17 protein-coding genes and 1 pseudogene are annotated in these 18475 nt (G+C 70.0%); 10 read left to right on the plus strand and 8 right to left on the minus strand.

Features of this window, described 5'->3' with window-relative positions:
• Positions 1-194: 194 nt before the first annotated feature.
• A complete protein-coding gene (locus ACWDSJ_RS14725; protein ID WP_450032258.1) occupies positions 195-1061 on the minus strand; it encodes an alpha/beta fold hydrolase in 867 nt (288 codons plus the stop codon).
• A gap of 120 nt (positions 1062-1181) precedes the next feature.
• Here ACWDSJ_RS14725 and ACWDSJ_RS14730 point away from each other — a divergent pair, with 120 nt between their 5' ends.
• Positions 1182-1664 (plus strand): hypothetical protein, encoded by a 483-nt coding sequence (locus ACWDSJ_RS14730; RefSeq protein WP_387366942.1) that lies wholly within the window; start codon positions 1182-1184, stop codon positions 1662-1664.
• Here the strand turns inward: ACWDSJ_RS14730 and ACWDSJ_RS14735 are convergent.
• Positions 1618-2844, minus strand: a complete 1227-nt coding sequence (locus ACWDSJ_RS14735; RefSeq protein WP_450032260.1) for an FAD-dependent monooxygenase — start codon at positions 2842-2844, stop codon at positions 1618-1620. The genes ACWDSJ_RS14730 and ACWDSJ_RS14735 overlap by 47 nt on opposite strands.
• A gap of 109 nt (positions 2845-2953) precedes the next feature.
• Here ACWDSJ_RS14735 and ACWDSJ_RS14740 point away from each other — a divergent pair, with 109 nt between their 5' ends.
• A complete protein-coding gene (locus ACWDSJ_RS14740) occupies positions 2954-3430 on the plus strand; it encodes a MarR family transcriptional regulator (protein ID WP_450032262.1) in 477 nt (158 codons plus the stop codon).
• A 195-nt stretch (positions 3431-3625) separates the two neighbouring features.
• Here ACWDSJ_RS14740 and ACWDSJ_RS14745 read toward each other — a convergent pair whose 3' ends face one another.
• On the minus strand, positions 3626-4456 hold the full coding sequence (locus ACWDSJ_RS14745) for an endo alpha-1,4 polygalactosaminidase (protein ID WP_450032264.1): 831 nt from the start codon (positions 4454-4456) through the stop codon (positions 3626-3628).
• A gap of 74 nt (positions 4457-4530) precedes the next feature.
• Between ACWDSJ_RS14745 and ACWDSJ_RS14750 the strand changes: the two genes are divergently transcribed.
• Complete coding sequence (locus ACWDSJ_RS14750; protein WP_450032266.1) at positions 4531-6090, plus strand: esterase-like activity of phytase family protein; 1560 nt, start codon at positions 4531-4533, stop codon at positions 6088-6090.
• Here the strand turns inward: ACWDSJ_RS14750 and ACWDSJ_RS14755 are convergent, their stop codons facing one another.
• Entirely contained in the window at positions 6091-6279 is a 189-nt protein-coding gene (locus ACWDSJ_RS14755; protein WP_450032268.1) for a hypothetical protein, read from the minus strand.
• A 30-nt stretch (positions 6280-6309) separates the two neighbouring features.
• Here ACWDSJ_RS14755 and ACWDSJ_RS14760 point away from each other — a divergent pair.
• A pseudogene (locus tag ACWDSJ_RS14760) lies at positions 6310-6663 on the plus strand (thioredoxin domain-containing protein); the annotation flags it as partial.
• 77 nt (positions 6664-6740) lie between these two features.
• On the opposite strand, the gene ACWDSJ_RS14765 reads toward ACWDSJ_RS14760, so the two are convergent.
• Positions 6741-8135, minus strand: coding sequence for an MFS transporter (locus ACWDSJ_RS14765; protein ID WP_387366924.1), 1395 nt, complete (start codon positions 8133-8135; stop codon positions 6741-6743).
• A 71-nt stretch (positions 8136-8206) separates the two neighbouring features.
• On the opposite strand from ACWDSJ_RS14765, the gene ACWDSJ_RS14770 reads away from it, so the two are divergent.
• Positions 8207-9199, plus strand: a complete 993-nt coding sequence (locus tag ACWDSJ_RS14770) for a GlxA family transcriptional regulator (protein WP_450032270.1) — start codon at positions 8207-8209, stop codon at positions 9197-9199.
• A gap of 13 nt (positions 9200-9212) precedes the next feature.
• Here the strand turns inward: ACWDSJ_RS14770 and ACWDSJ_RS14775 are convergent, their stop codons facing one another.
• Positions 9213-9971 (minus strand): maleylpyruvate isomerase family mycothiol-dependent enzyme, encoded by a 759-nt coding sequence (locus tag ACWDSJ_RS14775; protein WP_450032272.1) that lies wholly within the window; start codon positions 9969-9971, stop codon positions 9213-9215.
• A 168-nt stretch (positions 9972-10139) separates the two neighbouring features.
• Between ACWDSJ_RS14775 and ACWDSJ_RS14780 the strand changes: the two genes are divergently transcribed.
• On the plus strand, positions 10140-11147 hold the full coding sequence (locus tag ACWDSJ_RS14780) for a glycoside hydrolase family 172 protein (protein WP_450032274.1): 1008 nt from the start codon (positions 10140-10142) through the stop codon (positions 11145-11147).
• Here ACWDSJ_RS14780 and ACWDSJ_RS14785 read toward each other — a convergent pair.
• Complete coding sequence (locus ACWDSJ_RS14785; RefSeq protein ID WP_450032276.1) at positions 11123-13510, minus strand: LuxR C-terminal-related transcriptional regulator; 2388 nt, start codon at positions 13508-13510, stop codon at positions 11123-11125. The genes ACWDSJ_RS14780 and ACWDSJ_RS14785 overlap by 25 nt on opposite strands.
• 86 nt (positions 13511-13596) lie before the next feature.
• Here ACWDSJ_RS14785 and ACWDSJ_RS14790 point away from each other — a divergent pair, with 86 nt between their 5' ends.
• The 4 genes from ACWDSJ_RS14790 (at position 13597) to ACWDSJ_RS14805 (ending at position 17544) form a co-directional block, all read left to right on the plus strand.
• Entirely contained in the window at positions 13597-14508 is a 912-nt protein-coding gene (locus tag ACWDSJ_RS14790; RefSeq protein WP_450032278.1) for an LLM class F420-dependent oxidoreductase, read from the plus strand.
• 5 nt (positions 14509-14513) lie between these two features.
• Positions 14514-14945: an MmcQ/YjbR family DNA-binding protein gene (locus tag ACWDSJ_RS14795; RefSeq protein ID WP_450032280.1), complete on the plus strand. Its 432-nt coding sequence runs from the start codon at positions 14514-14516 to the stop codon at positions 14943-14945.
• Between the two features lie 356 nt (positions 14946-15301).
• A complete protein-coding gene (locus ACWDSJ_RS14800; protein WP_450032282.1) occupies positions 15302-15964 on the plus strand; it encodes a class I SAM-dependent methyltransferase in 663 nt (220 codons plus the stop codon).
• A 128-nt stretch (positions 15965-16092) separates the two neighbouring features.
• A complete protein-coding gene (locus tag ACWDSJ_RS14805) occupies positions 16093-17544 on the plus strand; it encodes an ArnT family glycosyltransferase (RefSeq protein WP_450032284.1) in 1452 nt (483 codons plus the stop codon).
• 110 nt (positions 17545-17654) lie between these two features.
• On the opposite strand, the gene ACWDSJ_RS14810 is transcribed toward ACWDSJ_RS14805, so the two are convergent.
• Complete coding sequence (locus ACWDSJ_RS14810) at positions 17655-18428, minus strand: IclR family transcriptional regulator (RefSeq protein ID WP_450032285.1); 774 nt, start codon at positions 18426-18428, stop codon at positions 17655-17657.
• Between the last annotated feature and the right edge of the window lie 47 nt (positions 18429-18475).

Genomic DNA, 18475 nt, shown 5'->3' on the forward strand with positions numbered 1-18475 from the left:
TCTGGTCTATGACGAGAACCTCTGTGGTGCAATGTATTCGACGATCCAGACGAGGTTCCGCGATCATAGCGAGGCGTACGCGAAGCTGGTCGATTCCGCATTGAGCCCGGAAGATAGTAGGCGTTTGTTGCGGGATACGGCGCGCGGATACGAGCGGCGAGGACCGGTTATCCGCACGGACGAAGCGAGTTCGGCTAGCCTGTCTCTGCGGCCAATGTCACCAACCGTTCCCGCACCAAATCCGGCCGTTCCTCCGCTATGAAATGCCCACTCCCGGAGACGTATTCAACCGTATAATCGTCGGCCCGAGCGGTCTCGGCGGAAGCCAGGGCGGGGTGAATAGCCCCGTCCTCCTTCCCGAACAACGCCCGGATCGGAACGGTCGCCCGCGGCGTAGCGGTCCGCGCTTGCGCCGGAACCTCACGCAACAGAAACGTGCGATACGTATCGGTAGCGGCACGGGCGACCACCGGATCCCGGAAACGGTCCGCGTAGACGCCCACAACCTCAGCCGTGAACTCCGTGTGATCCTTCACCCCGCCCCGAAACAGCCAGCGCAGGAACGGCGTTCGCTGATGCAGCGGCATGCCGAGGGTCGCGACCAGCGGCTGGTACAGCAGGAAGCGCCACAGATGTGGCGCGAGGGTGCGCGGGGTTTGCCAGGGATGGGCCATGTTCAGCGGCATGAAACCGTCGAAGCGCTCGGGGGCTTGGGTGATCATCAGGAAGCCGATGTACCCGCCCCAGTCGTGTCCGACCAGCAGCGTCCGCTCGATGCCCAGCTCGTCCAGCAGCGCCAGGATGTCGGCGGCCACCTCGGCCTTGGACCAGCGGTGCGGCGGGGGACCGGACCAGCCGTAGCCGGGCAGGTCGGGGGCGATGATGCGCAGACCGGGAGGCGGATCGGCGAGCAGGTGACGGTAGGCGTAGTGATGTTGTGGCCAGCCGTGCAGGACGACGACGGGTCGCGCGTCGGCCGGACCCGCCTCCGTGACATGGAAGCGCACGTCACGGGCGGTGACATACGATCTGCGCACGCCGTCGATGGCCGGAGGGGTCATGGGCCGATGCTAACCGTGCGGTAACGACAAGGCTCGCCACGCGGAACGATTTCCGTCGCCGGTCGGACAATTTTCCGACCGTGGCATGACAATGTATGGGCCGAGACGAGAGGACGGGCGATGCCGAACAAGTTCGAATCACCCGCGGGGTGGTCCCCGCCCGGAGCCGAATTCCAGAACCGAGGCATCAGCGGCGGCGGTGTCGTGGGCATCGTGATCGCCCTGATCCTGACGCCGATCGGTATCGCGTTGGCCGCCAAGGGCGGTGCCGACATCCGGTACTGGGTCATCGTCGGGCACGTCACCGATCGGTGGACGGCCGCCCTGGAGGTCATCTGCGGATCGCTGCTGCTGATGCTCGTCGCGGCGCTGGCGACCTTCATCCCGTCGGCGACGATCATCTCCAGCCTCGTGTGGGGCATCTTCCCCGGCTTCCTGCACATCCTGTTCCCCGAGGACGCCTTCCGGCTCATCACGGATCTGCCGCTGATCAACTCCGCGATGCAGGTGGCGCTGCACGCCTGGGTGACCAACGGGTTCGCGCTGATCTCCGGATTCATGCTGCTGGGTGCGGGTTTCGTGGGAGTGCTACGCCGGAACTGACGCGATGGTCGTAGAGCCAATCCAGATGTTGGACACCGGCTTCGGCGGCGCGCCGTAGGAAGAACGGGGTCAGTAGCCGGACGACGAGGCGGCCCGGTCCGCTGGTGGCCTTGTCGCCGCTGGTCTCCGCGCCGTAGCGGACCACCCGCTCGACCCGGTCGCGGCGGCGTCGCTCGAATTGCGCCAGGGCCGTGGGGATCTCGGGAATGTCGCGCAGGCAGTACGCGAGGGTGACCGCGTCCTCGACGGCCATCGACACGCCCTGACCGGAGGAGGAGGCGACCGCGTGCGCGGCGTCGCCGATCACGATCATGGCGTCGTTGTGCCAGGTGGGGACGGTGGGGAGGTCGTATTGGTTGAAGGCGGGCACGAAGGTGTCGTCGGGTGTCGCGGCGACGATGCGGGCGGCGGGGGAGCGGTCGGCGGCGAGTCGGCGCAGTAGTTCGGTGCGGGTCCGGTGCGGGTTCTGCCTCGGAATCTCTTGGGCGCTGGCGACATTCGCGAACCACCAGATCTCACCGTCCGGCGCGACGAGGTAGCCGAAGAACGCCTTCCTGCCGAAGATCATGGTGTAGCCGCCGGGCTCGAGGCCCAGCTCGCGGTGGACGGCGGGGTCGGTGACGAAGCCGCCGACGCCGTAGATGCCGAGGAAGTGCGCCTTCGGTGCGCTGGGATCGATGATTTCCCTGGTGCGCGAACGGATTCCGTCTGCGCCGACGAGCAGGTCGGCGGTGCGGCGCGTGCCGTCTGCGAAGGTCGCGGTGACCCGGCCGTCGGCGGCGATGGAGGCGTCGAGCAGCCGTTTGCCGAATTCGAAACGCACACCGCGTCGTTGGGCCTCGTCGGTGAGCACGCGGTACAGGTCGCGGCGTTTGACGCTGTGGGTGATCGTGCCGTCGGGCAGGGTGCCGCCGATGGGGAGGTCGGCGATGTGCCTGCCGGAGCTGGTGCGGAACGACAGCGTGCCCGTGGGATGGCCCGCCGCCATGACGGCCTCGTGTGCGTCGAGTTGGGCCAGCGCGGACAGTCCGTTGACGGCGACGGTGAGGTACGCGCCGATCTGTGCGGCGGACGCGTTTTCGTACGCCTCGCAGACGATCGGCTCCCAGCCCGCGCGCTGTAGGGCCATCGCGGTCACGGGTCCGGCGATGCCGCCGCCGATGATCAGGGCTTGTCTCATGGGTGTCTCTCTCCGGAGGGCGGGGAAGGCGGGTATCTTGATATTCAAGATATATTTAGTTTGACGATCGAGTTGCTTGATTGTCAAGAGATATGCGGAGGTGCGGGTCGTGCCCAAGGAAAGCGCGGACGAGCTACGGGAGCTGGCGGGCCGGGAGTCGCAGGCCATGCAGGCGGCGGTCGACGCCGTCGACGAGGCCGCGGCGCGCGTGCTCGGCGTCAACCGCACCGATCTGCGCTGCCTCGAGATCCTGATCCGCGACCCGGCCACCCCCGGCCGCCTCGCCACCGAACTGAACCTCACCAGCGGCAGCGTCACCACGATGCTGGACCGCCTCGCCAAACTCGACTACATCGCCCGCACCCCGGACCCCGACGACCGCCGCAAAACCCTGATCACCATCACCGAGCGGGCCCGCGAAACCGCTTGGCGCATATACGGCCCCATCGCCGAGGAGGGCGCACGCGAACTGGCCGACTTCACGCCCGCCCAACTGCGCACGGTCCTCGAGTACCTCCGGCGCAGTCGCGAACTCCAAGAACGACATCGGGCTCGAATCGAGCAGTTGCCCAAGCGGAAGCGGTGAGGCGCGTCGGGGAGTCCTCGGCTCACGGCCCTGGGGGCCGTGAGCCGAGGAACAAGGGAGGGGCCCGCCCGAGGAACAAGGGAGGGGCCCGCCCGAGGGACGAGGGAGGGGCCCGCCCGAGGAACAAGGGAGGGGCCCGCCCGAGGGACGAGGGTGGGCAGGTCCGGCAAGGACGCCCGGGGTCGGTGACGCGGGTCAGCAGGTTCGGCGGAGGTATCCGGGGTGGCCCAGTGGCACGACGTCGCGATCGCGCTGGACGATGCTGATGTGGTCGCGGTGGCTGGAGCAGGCGGTGGTTAGGCCCTCGGGGGTGTATTCGATGTCGATCACGTTGTCGGCGAAGGCATTCGCGTAGGTGTCGCATTCCTCGGTGTCGCCGCATTCCTCGACGACGGCGAAGTCTAGGCCGTTGCGGGTGTGGGCGTCGGCGAGTTCGGCGGTGTTCTTCTGGGCGGCGGCGAGGCCGCGCTCGTGGGCGTGGGCGGACAGCAGGCGGATGTAGGTCTGGGCCTGGTCGGGGGTGAGCAGGGACCTCGAGCGGGTGTAGCTGTCGTAGTTGTCGAGTTCGACGGCCTGGTAGTGGGCGGCGGCGCACTGGTCGATCCAGGCGTTCACCGTCGCGGCGGCGCGTCGCCGTTTGTCTTCGGTGCGCAGGTCGAGCAGGGCCTCGTGCCAATCCTCGTCGATCACGGGCTCACCGTTCGCGTCTCGCAACAGCAGGTCCGGCTCCCATTCCCGCTCGGCCCCGGGCTGAGCCTGGAAGGCGTTGAGATAGCAGATGTTGTAGACGCCCTCGACCGGCGATTCGGTATGCGCACGGGACACGACGCGCACGTCCGGCGCTGGCGGGTAGGGGCCGCCGATCTGGTAGTCGAACGCGGCGGCTCGTGGCGGCAGGGGGACATTCGCGGAAGGCGCCGAGCCACAGGCCGACACGAGGACGAGCAACGCGGCGGCGCCGATGTTCCGGGCGGAAGGGCGACCCTTGCCGACGGCTGCTCTCCGAACTCGGCCGCGAATGCGCATCCGCGAGCATAACCAATGCGAGGTGTTCACGTACCGGTCGATCGGACGTCGCCTGGTCGCGATAGACAGCGCATGTGAAAGCTCAGCGTCGTATCGGTGTGTTCGTCCTCGCCGCGGCCGTGGCCGTGGCTACCGCGTGTTCGTCGGGGGACGGGGACGCGAATTTGCAGGCCCACAAGGACAAACCGCTGGTCATCGGGTTGGACGCGCTGCTGGCCAAGGCGGGCGGGAGCGCGGCGGTGACCGTGGGCAAGCCCCAGCACGGCACGATCGAGCGCCGGGGGGATGGGTCGTTGCTGTATACCCCGGCCCCGGGCTACACCGGCGACGACACCCTGACCGTCACCACCACCGACGCCGTGCGGCTCTACACCACCGACATCCCGGCGCTGGGACAGTTCGGCGGAATCACCGTGCAGGGCAGCGGATTCGGATCGGCGTTCACGCCCGTCCCGGGCTCGACGGACGAGTTCTACGGTCTCACCGACCGCGGACCCAATGTCGACGGGCCGAACAAGAACGAGAAGCTCTCGCCCACACCGGATTTCGTGCCGAAGATCGGCAAGTTCAAGCTCACCGGGACCAAGGCCGAGCTCGAATCCACCCTCGAGCTGAAGAACCGGGCGGGCGTGGCGTTCAACGGCGGCGTCGACACGACCGCCAGTACCGGCGAGACGATCCGCGACCTGAACGGCGTCGTGCTCGCGCCGACCGATCACGGCCTGGACCCCGAGGGCCTGGTGGCGCTCGCGGACGGGACGTTCTGGGTCAGCGACGAATACGGCCCGTTCCTGGTCCACTTCGACGCCACCGGCAAGGAGATCGAGCGTCTCGCGCCGGGCAACGGTCTGCCGCAGGAACTCTCGTTGCGCACACCGAACCAGGGCATGGAGGGACTGACCCTCACCCCCGACGGGAAGACGCTGGTCGGGGTGATCCAGAGCGGTTTGCAGGCGCCCGGTGCGGGTTCGGCACGGGAGGTGCCCATGACCCGCATCGTCACCGTCGGCCTCGGTGACAAGGCGGTCCACGAGTACGTGTATCCGCTCGAGGATCCCAAGAGCCAGCTCGCGGTCTCCGAGATCACCGCCATCGGGCCGAGCACCTTCCTCGTCGACGAACGCGACGGCAAGCTCGCCCCCAAAGCGAACAAGAAGCTGTGGACCATCGACCTGTCGGGCGCGACCGATGTCGGCCCGCAGGCGAATGTGCCCGGCGCGCAATACGATCCGAGGCTCGGGCTGCTGATCGACGGCAAGCCGCTCGAGGTGTACGTGGGCGCGGTGTCCACCGCCGACGGCGTGGCCGCGCTGCGACGCGCGCAGATCACTCCGGTCGCCAAGAAGTCGAATCTGGATCTGGCCGGGCTGGTCGCCGGTCTCGCGCCCGACGGCACCTTCTTCGGGCACGACAAGATCGAGGGCGTGGCCACCCGTGACGGCGGGAAGACGCTCTACATCTCCAACGACAGCGACTTCGGTCTGGGCGGGTCGACCGGTGACCAGCCGCCGTTCGGGTTGAAGGCCAAGACGCTGCCCAACGGGACCCAGGACACCGGCGAGATCCTCGAGGTCGACACCACCAGACTGCCCGCGCGGACCACGACGGCCACGGTCACCATCACCGTGCGCTGATCAGGAATAGTCGCGGAAGGTCATGACGAAGCCGACCAGGCCGATCACGACCAACGCGATGTAACCGAGCACACGCAGCGGCGGGTTCGGCAGGTGCTGGACGCCGAACCCGCCGAGCATGGCCACCAGCAACATCAGTACCCCGTAGAACGGGGTGCGCCGCGGATGCCGACCCATACGCCGGGTCATACCCGATCCATTCGTGGAAGAATCCGAATCATGCCCACGCAGGCCTTGACCCAGCAGACCTTCGAGCGGACGGTGTCCGGCGGGCCGATCGTGCTGGTGGATTTCTGGGCGTCCTGGTGCGGATGGTGCGCCCGGTTCGCCCCGGTCTACCAGGAGTCGTCGACCCTGCATCCCGAGATCGTGCACGCCACCGTCGACACCGAGGCGGAACCGGCGCTGGCCGCCGCCGCCCAGATCACCAGCCTGCCGACGTTGCAGGCGTATCGCGAAGGGCTACTGGTCCATTCGGCCGTCGGTTTCCAGACCGCCGCGCAGCTCGAGGACATCGTCCAGCAGGTCATGTGGCTGGATATGGACGCCGTGCGCCGCGAACTGGCCGACAGGATCCCGGGGTATGTGGAGGCCGCCGCGCCCACCGGCGGCCCGGTCCCCGCGGCCGGGCTCGCCGCCGGTCCCAGTCCCTACGGCTGGCCGGGCCTGCGGGCGCGATAGGCCCAGCCCGCCACCGCCGCCAGCGCACCCGCCGCCACCACATACGCCCAGCCCAGGCGATACTCCGCCAGGCCCGGCACGGTGACGCGCGCGAGGATCGCGGTCAGCACGGCCACGCCGAGCGCCGAACTGGTCTGGCGGGCCATCATCAACATGCCCGAGCCCAGCGACAGCTGTTCCGGAGGCAGCAGGGCCGACGCGCCGAACAGCGGGGGTTGCAGGAACGAGGTACTCACTCCGGCCAGCAGGGCGCCCGGGAGGAAGACGACGAGATAGCCACTCCCGCTGCCGGACAACAGGATCCACCACAGCGCGCCCGCCGCGATGGTCAGCCCGCCCAGCGCCGCCGAGGCGCGCGCGCCGATGCGCCGCACCACCCGGCCCGACAGCGGCGAGGACAGCAGGCACGCGGTGCCGATCGGCGCGATGGCCAGGCTCGCCCGCACCTGCGAGTAGTGCCACTGCTGGGTGAGGAACAGCGTCGCCTCGAGGATCAGCGCGGCGAAGGCCAGGTAGTAGCAGAACACGCCGAGCGTGGCGACGCGAAACATGCGGTGCCGCAGGATCTTCGGACTCACCACCGGGTCGGGGTGGCGGCGGATGTGCCAGGCGAACGCGAGGCCGAGCAGCACGGCCGCGGCGAGGCACGCGACGGTGGCCGCCGAGGTGTAGCCCCAGTCGGAACCCTGGACGAAGACGGTGGTCAGCGCGGCGGTGGCGGCGAGCAGGACGGTCGCGCCGACCAGGTCGAGCGCCCGCCCGGCGTGCCGGGGGACGGCGGGCAGGACCCGCGCCCCGAAGGCGAACGCCGCGACCGTGAACGGGATGTTGAGCAGGAAGATCCACCACCACCCGATCGGGAGCAGCAGCCCGCCGATCACCGGGCCGCTGGCCGCGCCCGCCGCCGCGATCGCCGTCCAGATCCCCATCACCGTCGGATGATCGCGAATGTCGAAGGCGGGCAACACCAATCCGAGCCCGGTCGGCACGAGCAGCGCCGCGGCCGCCGCCTGGAGCACCCGAGCCGCGATGAGCGCCAACAGGTTCGGGGCCAGGCCGCACGCGAGCGAGGCGACCCCGAACAGCGCGATGCCGATCAGGAAACCGCGCTTGCGCCCGGTGTCGTCGGCGAGCCGCCCGGCCGGGACCAGCAGGGCCGCCATCACGATGGTGTAGGCGTTCAGCACCCAGGTCACCTCGCCCGCGGAGGCGGCACCGAAGGCGGAGCGCAGGGTGGGGAAGGCGGCGGTGACCGCGAACAGGTCGAGAATCGCCAGGTACTGGGCGATTCCGGCGACCGCGAGCACTCGCCAGGGGCGGGATGTGGAGACGAGGGGCGGGGCTGCCGTGGCGGAAATGGTCATACCCGAAACTATTCAGCCGCGGTCGCGCCGGATCGAGTGGCAGATTTGCCATGATGCGCTAGATTTCAGACATGAGTGATCGACATCCGGGGACGCTCGCGGTGGCCGTGGCGCCGGGGCAGCCGCTGTTCGAGGTGGCCATCCCGTATCAGGTGTTCGCCGAGGCGCCGCCCGGGATCGAGGCGTCGACCTGGTACGACTTCCGGCTCTGCGGTCCGCGCGGTACCCGGCACGCCACCATGCGCGACCCCTTCGTGACGCTCACCGACTACGACTACGACGATCTGGTCGCCGCCGACACGGTGATCGTTCCCGCCACCCCCGATGTGCGCAGGGACCCGCCCGCGGACCTGGTGGAGGCGGTGCGCGCGGCCTACGAGGCGGGGGCGCGGGTGGCCGCCCTGTGTTCGGGCGCGTTCGTGCTCGCCGCGGCCGGGCTGCTGGCGGGACGGCGGATGACGACGCACTGGAAGCATGTGGGCGCCCTGCGGGAGCGGTATCCCGGGATGGATCTCGATCCCAAGGTGCTCTACATCGATGACGGCCGCATTCTCACCAGCGCGGGCACGATGGCCGGAATGGACCTGTGCCTGCACATCATTCGCAAGGACCTCGGCTCACGAGCGGCCAACGCCACGGCCCGATCCCTGGTCGTGCCGCCGCACCGCGCGGGTGGTCAGGCGCAGTACGTCCAATCCGCGGTGCCCGCCGACCCCGCCGACCCCGGCCTGGCCGCCACCCTCGCCTGGGCCCTCGATCGCCTCGCCGAACCGCTCACCGTCGGCGATCTGGCGCGCCGCGCGGGCATGAGCGAGCGCACCCTCGCCCGCCGCTTCCACGCCGAACTCGGCGCCACCCCGCTGCGCTGGCTGCTCACTCAACGCATCCTCCTGGCCCGAGAGTTGTTGGAGAGCACCGACATTCCGGTCGACGCGGTGGCCCAGCGCTGCGGTCTCGGCACCGCGGCCAACCTGCGCGCGCACTTCGGGCGCGAGGTGGGAATCGCGCCGAGCGAGTACCGGCGGTCGCATCGGTCGGGTCGGCACGAGGTGGTCACCGGCTGAGGCGTTGTGGCGCTCAGAATTTCGTGCGGTCGAGCCAGGTGGTGAGGACGTCGCGGTCGCCGGTGACCTGTACGCGGGGTTCCTCCGGGGGGAGTCGGCGCAGCATGACCAGATAGAGGTCCGCGGCGGTGGCCTCGACGCCGGTGGTGGTGGGCGCGGTGTCGTCGTCCCATTCGATGGTGTTGCCCGCCTTGCGGATTCGCCAGTGGTCGGCGTCGTCGCTGGCGTGCAGGGTCAGGGACCGTCCGTCGTCGAGCGGGGGTTCGCCGGTGGGGAAGCGCACGGCCATCAGGCCGAGGAGTTCGGAGATGCCGTCGGCGGCCAGGGCGGGATCGAGGTCGATCTCGCGGTTCAGGGCCAGCAGGGCGTCGCAGCGGTGGGCGGTGGCCTCGTGGAGGAGGCGGCGGATCCACCATTCGCTCGGCCGGACCTGTCGCAGCGTCGTCCAGACCGGGACCTCGGGGCCGGTGGCGTCCACCGCCTCGATCAGAACGCGGGCGCCGTCGCGCAGCCACGCGACGGCCTCGGCCACATCGTGGGGCCGGCGGCCGTCGGGAACCTGTGCGAAATCGAGGGATTCGGTGGTCTGGGCGGCGATCATGGCGGCGGCCCAGCGGTGCGCGCCCCCGACGTGCGCGACCAGATTGGCCAGGGTCCAGTCGGGGCAGGTGGGGATCGCGGTTTCCGGGTCGGCGTCGGCGTACAGCTCCGCCAGACGGTCGGTCTCGTCGAGCAGTGCCGCGCGCACGACCTTGGTGTCGAGAGAAGTCACGACGGGAACGCTAGTCACCCGCCCCGCCGCCGACCACCCGGCTCCGCTCCTTCTCGGAAAACGCTGTCGCGGAACGGATCCAGCATTCTTTCAGCAACCGTTCGGGCCGCGAATGTGTCCGCGCCGCGCATTCGTCCTCGAGTGCGCGGATGTCGTGTCAAAATCCGGATGGTGCACGAGATATGGCGGCTCGATCAGGCCCGGACCCGATCCATCGGGCCGGAGAATCCGACGGGGGCACCGGGCGGGGGCGGGCGCGCGCTCGTGGGCAGCGGGGCCGACGCGGCCCGGGATCTCGGGATCGGGTGGCGGGTGTCGCCGACGGTGCCGGTGGCGGGTGGGGCGACGGTGGTGCTCGCGAATATCGCCGGGCCGGGGGTGATTCGGCAGCTGTGGCTCGGGGTGGAGCCCGCGGCGCTGGCGGCGTTGTGGTTGCGGGTGTACTGGGACGGAGACGCGGAGGCCGCGATCGACGTGCCCGCGGGGGCGTTCTTCTGCAACACGGGCGCGGAAACGGCCGCGGTGAATTCGGAGATGGTGGTCGTCGCGCCGACCGGCGGCCTGAACAGCTACTGGCCCATGCCTTTTCGGTCGCGTGCGCGGATCGAGGTGAGCAACACCGGGGACCGGACCGTGCCGGTGGGGTATCAGGTGACCTATCTCGAACAGGAGGTGCCGCGCGAGGCCGGATATCTGCACGCACGGTGGCGACGCGCGAATCCGCTGGGCCGCCCGGCGGTGCACACGGTGCTCGACGACGTGCCCGGCCCGGGACGGTTCGTCGGCACGTACCTGACCATCGCGCCGAACGCGCCGGGTCGGTGGGGCGAGGGCGCGGTCAAATTCTATTTCGACGGCGACACCGAATTTCCCACGATCTGCGGCACCGGAACCGCCGACTACTTCGGCGGGCACGGCGAACTCGCCACCGGCGGCCCGTATTCGACGCCGTATCTGGGTGTCGTGCGGGCCGACGACCGGTTCGGGATGTATCGCTGGCACGTGCGCGACCCGATCTGTTTCCAGCGCAGTATGCGAGTCACGGTGCAGGCGTTGGGCCGTCGCGCCGACGACCGCTATCTCCCGCTCGAGCAGGCGGATATCGCCACCGTGGGACTGTGGTACCAGCATCGCGCGGTGCTCGGGCGGCGTCATCCGGGATCGAGCAGGCCGTGATCGCGCGCCCAGCCCGCGAGCTGGGTGCGTGAGCTGAAACCGAGCTTGGTCCGAATGTGCTCCACGTGCGCCTCGGCCGTGCGTACCGAGATCACCAGTTCGGCGGCGATGCGTTTGTTGCTGTGGCCTATCGCGACCAGACGGGCGACATCTTTTTCGCGCGGGGTGAGCACGTCGAGAGGGTTGGAACGTGAGCGGCCGCCGGGTTCGTGCCCCATCGTCGTGGGTTCGGTTGCGCCGCTTTCGCTTCGGCCCAGCCTACGAGGGGTGGTCGCGGGTTCGATTGTGCCGCTGTCTCGATCTCGCACCTGCTCGGTTGCCTGGAGTTCGGCCGCATCGCCGCGGTCTCGACCGAGCGCGTACTCGATGGCGGCGGTCAGTGGCAGTGCCGAGCCGCTGTCGTAGGCAACGCGAAAACGACTCTCGCCCAATGCCTCCCGTACGCCGGTGCGCACCTTCTCGCCGACCGCGCCGATGATCGCGTCCGCCAGCCGCACCGTGGAGCGTTGCAAGGTTTCGGCCGCGCCCATCAGCCGGGCCGCGCGTTCCGGGTCGCCGCGGGCGGCGTCGGTCCACGCCATGCCCTCGAAGGCCGTGGCCAGCCACACGCAGCGGTCGAACAGTGCCAGCGTTTCGATGGCGTCCGCCATGTAGTTCGCGGCGGTGTCGTGCTCGCCGCGCCGCCAATGGTCGAGTCCGACCGCCCACAGCGCCAGCCCGCCCAGCAGGTGCGAACCGTCGCGTCGCGTGCCCGCCAGGAAACGTCGCGCCATGTCGGTGGCGCGGTCGTCGGCCAGGACGGTCGCGCAGATGAAACCGAATGCGAGACTGTCCATTTCGACCGTGGGCCGGCCGCACTCGCGGGCCAGGGCGACGGCCTGCTCCGCGTGCGCCAGCGCGCCGGCGGGATCGTCGTCGGCGAAGGCGATGAGCGCGGTGCCCAGCCGGGTTTCGGCGAGAATGTCCTCGGCACCCAATTCCGCTGCCAGCGCGACACTCTCACGCATCCACCGGCCCGCCGCCGCGCGATCGGACAGCAGCGCGGCCAGCGATCCGGCCGAGGACAGGCCGCGGGCGCGTTCCGGGGTGGGTTCGGGGCAGCGGGCCAGCGCGTCGGTCAGCCAGCGGTACCCCTCGGACAGGAAGCGGTAGTGCTCCCAGTACGGGCGCAGCGCGGTGGCGGTGTCGAGCGCCAGCGACGGCGCGTCGGTGAGGGAGAAGCGCAGGGCGGCACGGAGATTCGCGTGTTCGCGGCTCAACTCGCCGAACCAGATGACATCCTCCGCGCCCTGATACGCCCGCTGCCCGCGCAGCGCCAGGGCGCGGTAGTGATCGCGGTGGCGGGCGCGGACCGCGGTCTCGTCGCCGTGCTCGGCCAGCCGCTCGTGACCGAACTGCCGGATCGGTTCCAGCATGGCGTATCTCGCGTCCCGGCCCTCGTACCGCAGGGTGAGCACCGACTTGTCGACCAACCCGGCCAGGGTGTCGAGCATCGGCCCGTCGATCGCGCACACCGCCTCGGCCGCCTCGAGGTCGAAACCGCCCGCGAACACCGAAAGCTGTTGCCACAAGCGCTGTTCCGATGCCGAGCACAGTTCGTAGCTCCAGCGGATCGCGCCCTCGATGGTCTGCTGCCGCTCCGGCGCGGTGCGGGGTCCGGCGCGCAGCAGGCCCATGATGTCGTCGAGGCGGGCGAGGATCTGGTCGGGGGTGAGGACGCGGAAGCGCAGGGCCGTCAGTTCCAGGGCGAGCGGAATGCCGTCGACGCGGCGGCAGATCGCGGTCAGCGTCGCCGGGTCGGCGGCGGGATCGAAATGCGGGTTGGCGGCGGTGGCCCGCTCCGTGAGCAGCCGCAGGGCGTCGCTGTCGGGGGTGGCGGCGGACAGCGGCGGCACCGGCATGACCTGTTCGCCGGGCACGGCCAGCACCTCGCGACTGGTCGCCAGCACCCGCAGCCGCGCGGTCGAGGCGACGAGGCGTTCGACGAGTTCCGCGGTCGCCGCGATGAGGTGCTCGCAGTTGTCGAGGATCAGCAGCAGGCGGCGCTCGGCGAGGAATTCGGTGAGCCGCAGCAGCGGTGCGGTGGTGTCGTCGCGCAGGCGCAGCGCCTCGGCCACGGCGAGGGTCACCAGCTCGGGATCGCGGACATCGGCCAGTTCCACCAGCCACACGCCGTCGGGGAACGAGCGGGCGACCGCCGCGCCCACCTGCCGCGACAGCCTGGTCTTTCCCACGCCGCCGGGACCGAGCAGGGTCAGCACGCGGGTCGCGCCGAGTAACCGGCGGGCGGTGGCCAGTTCGTCGCGGCGGCCGATGAAGCTGGTGACCTCGGCGGGGAGGTTCCCGGTGACACGCCGCGCCATGCTGGATAACACTATCGTCGGGAGGCGAGGCGGACGGTAGAAGTCGTCCGCCCGATTTTCCGCCGTCAACGAGGAGGCACCCCGCCGTGCGCATCGGCATCATGCTCGACCCACCGAACGGATCGGACGCGCTGCTCCGGTTGACCGATGATCTGCGGCAGGCCGCCGATGAGGGGTTCGCCTCGGCGTGGGTGACCCACATCTTCGGCCTCGACGCGCTGACCGCCCTGGCCGTGGCCGGGAGCCGGGTGCCCGGCATCGAACTGGGGACCGGTGTGGTGCCGACCTATCCGCGGCATCCGGGCGCGCTCGCGCAGCAGGCCCGGACCACGGCGCTGGCCGTCGGGCCGGAGCGGTTGACGCTGGGAATCGGGTTGTCGCACAAGATCGTCATCGAGAACATGTACGGCCTCGACTTCTCCCGGCCCGCCCGGCACATGAACGAGTACCTCTCGGTGCTTCTCCCGCTGCTGGAGGGCAAGCCGGTCTCCTACACCGGCGAGACACTGAGCGCGAACCTGAACATGGACGTGCCCAACGAGGGCCGGATCCCGGTGCTGATGGCCGCGATGGGTCCGCACATGCTGCGACTGGCCGCCCGGCGCACCGACGGCACCGTGCTGTGGATGACCGGGCCGGTGACCATTCGCTCGCATGTCGCGCCGCTGCTCACCGAGGCCGCGGCCGAGGCGGGACGGCCCGCGCCGCGGGTGGTGTGCCCGCTGCCGGTGTGCGTCACCGACGATGTGGACGGGGCGCGGCAGCGGGCCGCCAAGACGTTCAAGGTGTACGGGACGTTGCCGTCGTATCGGGCGATGATGGACCGGGAGGGCGTCGAGGGTCCGGCGGATCTGGCGATCATCGGCAGCGAGGACCAGGTGGCGGCGCGCATTCACGAGGTGATCGCCTCGGGCGCAACCGAATTCGTGGGCGTGCTGTTCACCCGTGGTGAGTCGGCCGCCCGCACCCGCGCGCTGCTCGCCGGATTGGCGGACTGAGTCCGATGGCGCGGCGCGCTCGGATCGAGGACGTGCACGACCTGGCCGCGGGGATGCCGCATGTCACCGTCGAGCACGGGCCGAAGGGCAATGCGATCTACCAGGTCGGTCGCAAGTCGTTCGTCTTCTTCCGTACGCCGCGCCCCGACGCCGCCGACCCGGTGACGGGCGAGCGGTACGACGACGTGATCATCTTCTGGGTTCCCTCCGAGTCGGACAAGCTGGCATTGGTCCAGGACCCGGACTCCCCGTTCTTCACCACCCCGCATTTCGAGGGCCATCTGTCGGTGTTGGTGCGCGGGGCGCACATCGGGCAGCTCGACGTCGACGAGCTGCGGGAGATCATCCAGGACGCCTGGCTCTCCCGAGCCTCGGCGGCTCGCGCGCGCCGGTTTCTTGACCTCGAGCGCGCTCGAGGTAACAGAGTGGAGTCGTAACTCCTCGGGTACGGGTCGGAGCCGTGGCGCTCGGGGCGGGACGGTACTGCTTTGGTGCCTGAGTGGGTCCGGGGTTCTCCGGGCGCGGAGGGCAGCGGGATCGCTCGGTATCGGGTGGAGCCGTGGCGCTTCGGGTTCGGAGGGCCGCGGTACTGCTCGGATATCGAGTGGCGCCGGGCTTTTCGGACGTGGAGGGCAGCGGCGCTTCGGGTCCGGAGGGGCCGCGGTACTGCTCGGGTGTTGAGTGAGTCCGGGGCTCTTCGGGTGCGGGGGGAATCGGACTGCTGGGCGGTCCGTGACTTCCTCGCTACGGGGCCGAGTCGTGGGTCGAGGGTCGAGCGATGAGAGGTTGGGTCATGACGCAGAGCGTGGAGATGTGGAATACCGCGTACGACGATGATGTCGCGCCGTGGGTGATCGGGGCGCCGCAGGACGCGATCGTGGAACTCGAACGGGCGGGGGCGATTTCGGGGCGGGTGCTGGATCCGGGGTGCGGGGCGGGGGAGCACACGATTCTGCTCGCGCGGCTGGGGTACGACGTGTTGGGGGTGGATCTCTCGCCGAGCGCGGTCGAGTACGCGCGGCGGAACGCGGCCGAGAAGGGCGTGCCCGCGGCGCGGTTCGAGGTGGCCGACGCGCTGCGGATCGGGGCGGATCCGGAGTACGCGGGGCGGTTCGGGGTGTTCGACACGATCGTGGACAGCGCGTTGTTCCACATCTTCGGAGAGGACGCCGAGAATCGTGCGGCCTATGTGCGGAGTCTGCGCGTGTTGTTGCGGCCGGGCGGGACGTTGCATCTGCTGGCGTTGTCGGATGTGGAGCCGGGGTTCGGGCCGCGGATCGGGGAGGCCGTGATTCGCGAATCCTTCGGTGCGGGTTGGGTTGTCGAGGAGGTGCGGCCGTCGCGGTACACGGGGCGGGTGACCTCCGTGGTGGCCGACAATGTCGACGGGGTCGAGGTCGACGCCGAGGGCATGGTGCGGGCCGCGGCGTGGTTGGCGCGGATTCGGCGGGTCTAGCGGGTCGTTCTCGAGGATGAGACGCGGATGCGACTTCGGTCGCATCCGGTCGCGTCGCCGGGGTGGATGCGCGGATCGCGGCGGGCGGGCAGCATGGATCGGCCAGCTCGAGCGAGGGAGGCCCCGCAATGCCCGTGTCCGAGGAGATCGCCGCGACCACGCCGGAGGCGCCCGCGTTCGCGACCCGGGCCGTTCTCGCGGTCGCGGGGGTGGTCGGCATCGCTCACCTGGCGTGTTCGATTCCGCGCGGGTACTGGTTCGACGAGGCGTACATGCTCGCGATCGGGCGGTACCACCTGGCGTGGGGGTCGGCGGACCAGCCGCCGTTGACCCCGGCCCTGGCGGGCGTACTGGGTTGGCTCGCACCGGATTCGGTCGTGGTGTTGCGGCTGCCCGCGGTGCTCGCGACGGCGGCGGCCGTGGTGGTGGCCGCGTTGATCGCCCGGGAGTTCGGCGGGGATCGGCGGGCTCAGATCCTGACCGCGGCGGCGCAGGGGACCGCGCTGTGGGTGACGTTGATGGGGCATTGGCTCACGCCGTACACGCTCGAGCCGGTGCAGTGGCTGGTGTTGTTCTGGTTGGTGGTTCGGTGGGTTCGGGTGCGGGACGATCGGTTGCTGCTTGTGCTCGGGGTCGTCGTCGGGGTGGCGGCCGAGACCAAGTTTCAGGTGCTGTTGCTGTGCGTGGTGCTGGCGGGGGCGGTTCTGGTGTGCGGGCCGCGAGAGTTGTTGCGGCGGAGGATGTTCTGGGGTGGGGTCGCGCTCGCGCTGCTGATCGCGTTGCCGACATTGGTGTGGCAGGCGCGTAACGGGTGGCCGCAGTTGCGGATGGGGGCGGTGGTGGCCGGGGAGGCTGCGGCGTTGTACGGCGGGCGGGCCGGGGTGGCGGTGACATTGATCCTCACGGCGGGGATCGCGGGAACGGTACTGGCGCTGTACGGGTTGTGGCGGCTGTTGCGGGTCGCCGAGTTGCGGGACTATCGGTTTCTCGGTGTGACGGCCGTGGTGTTGTACGTGTTCTTCGTCGTCACGGTCGGTCGGCCCTACTACCTCAACGGGATTCACGGGGTGCTGATCGCGGCGGGGGCGTTGGGCTTGCAGCGGCGTCGCGAGACGGGCGGTCGTTTGGGCTGGGTCGCGTGGCCCGCGTACGCGCTCTCCACTCTCGCGGCCGCGGGCCTGCTGGTGGCATCGCTCGGCGCCGCGAAACCCGATGCGCCCCAGGAAATCGCCAGCCGCACCGCCGCCGCCTACCACGCCCTGCCGCCGGACCAACAGGCCACGACGGTGGTGATGGGCGAGTCCTACATCATCGCCGCCTACGGCGACGTCTACCGCCGCACCTACGACCTCCCCCCGCTCTACAGCACCAACCGCAGCTACGGCTACTTCCCGCCCCCACCCGAATCCGCCCACGACGTCCTCTACGTCGGCAAGAACCCCGACGAACTACGCCCCCACTTCGCCTCGTGCACAACCCTTTACGACGCCGGAACCGACCAACACGGCTTCCTCTGCCACACCCGCCAAGAGCCCTGGGACCTCCTCTGGCCCCGCCTACGCCACCTCGACGTATCCTGACCAACCCCAGCCGCACCCCTTATTCGGATCCGCACCCGCTTCATAGCCCTACAAGGGGTGCGGATCCGAATAAAGGGTGCGGCTGGGTTGCCGGGCCTTTGGGGGAGTGGTCAGCGCCAGGGGGTGCGGTGGGGGGTCAGGGTGCGGGTGGCTTCGTGGGAGAACTCCAGGAGGATTCGGGTGAGGCGGGGGAGGTTGAGGGTGTCGGGGCGGGTGGAGAGGGAGAGGGCGGCGGGGGGTGTGCCGCGGGGGTGGATGGGGGCGGCGGCGCAGGTTATGCCGAGGACGGCTTCTTCTCGGGCGGTGGCTATGCCTTGGCGTTGGCGGATTCGGGCCAGTTCGCGGTGGAGGGGGGCGGGGTCGGCGATGGTGTGGGGGGTGAGGCGGGGGAGGCGGGTGTGGAAGGCGGCCTCGGTGATGTCGGGGTCGAGTGCGGCGAGCATGGCCTTGCCGAGAGCCGTTGCGTGGGCGGGCATTCGGCCGCCGAGGCGGGTGGGGAGGGCGGCGGAGAAGCGGCCGCCCGCCTTGTCGAGGTACACCACGTCGCGGCCGTCGAGGACCGCCAGGTGGCCGACGAGGCCGGTGCGCTGACACAGCTCGTGCAGCAGCGGACCGACGGCGTCGCGGATCTCGTTGTGATCGGCGGTGAGACCGCCCAGCTCCAGGGCGCGCAGGCCCAGGCGGTAGCCGCCGGAGGTGTGGGTGAGCCAGCGCAGGCGGATCATCTGGTCGAGGATGCGATGCACCGTCGAGCGCGGCAGGCCCGTCCGGTCGACGAGTTCGAGCAGCGTCAGGGTGGGGGTGGCGGCGTCGAACGCGTCGAGGATCAGCGTCATCCGCTCGATCATCGACACCGGCCGCGCGGCCAGCGCGGTGACGGTCATGGGTACCTCCGTGGGCGCATCCGTCGGGTCACCCCTCACCCTGCTCC

The sequence above is a fragment of the Nocardia sp. NPDC003482 genome, from assembly GCF_053588115.1.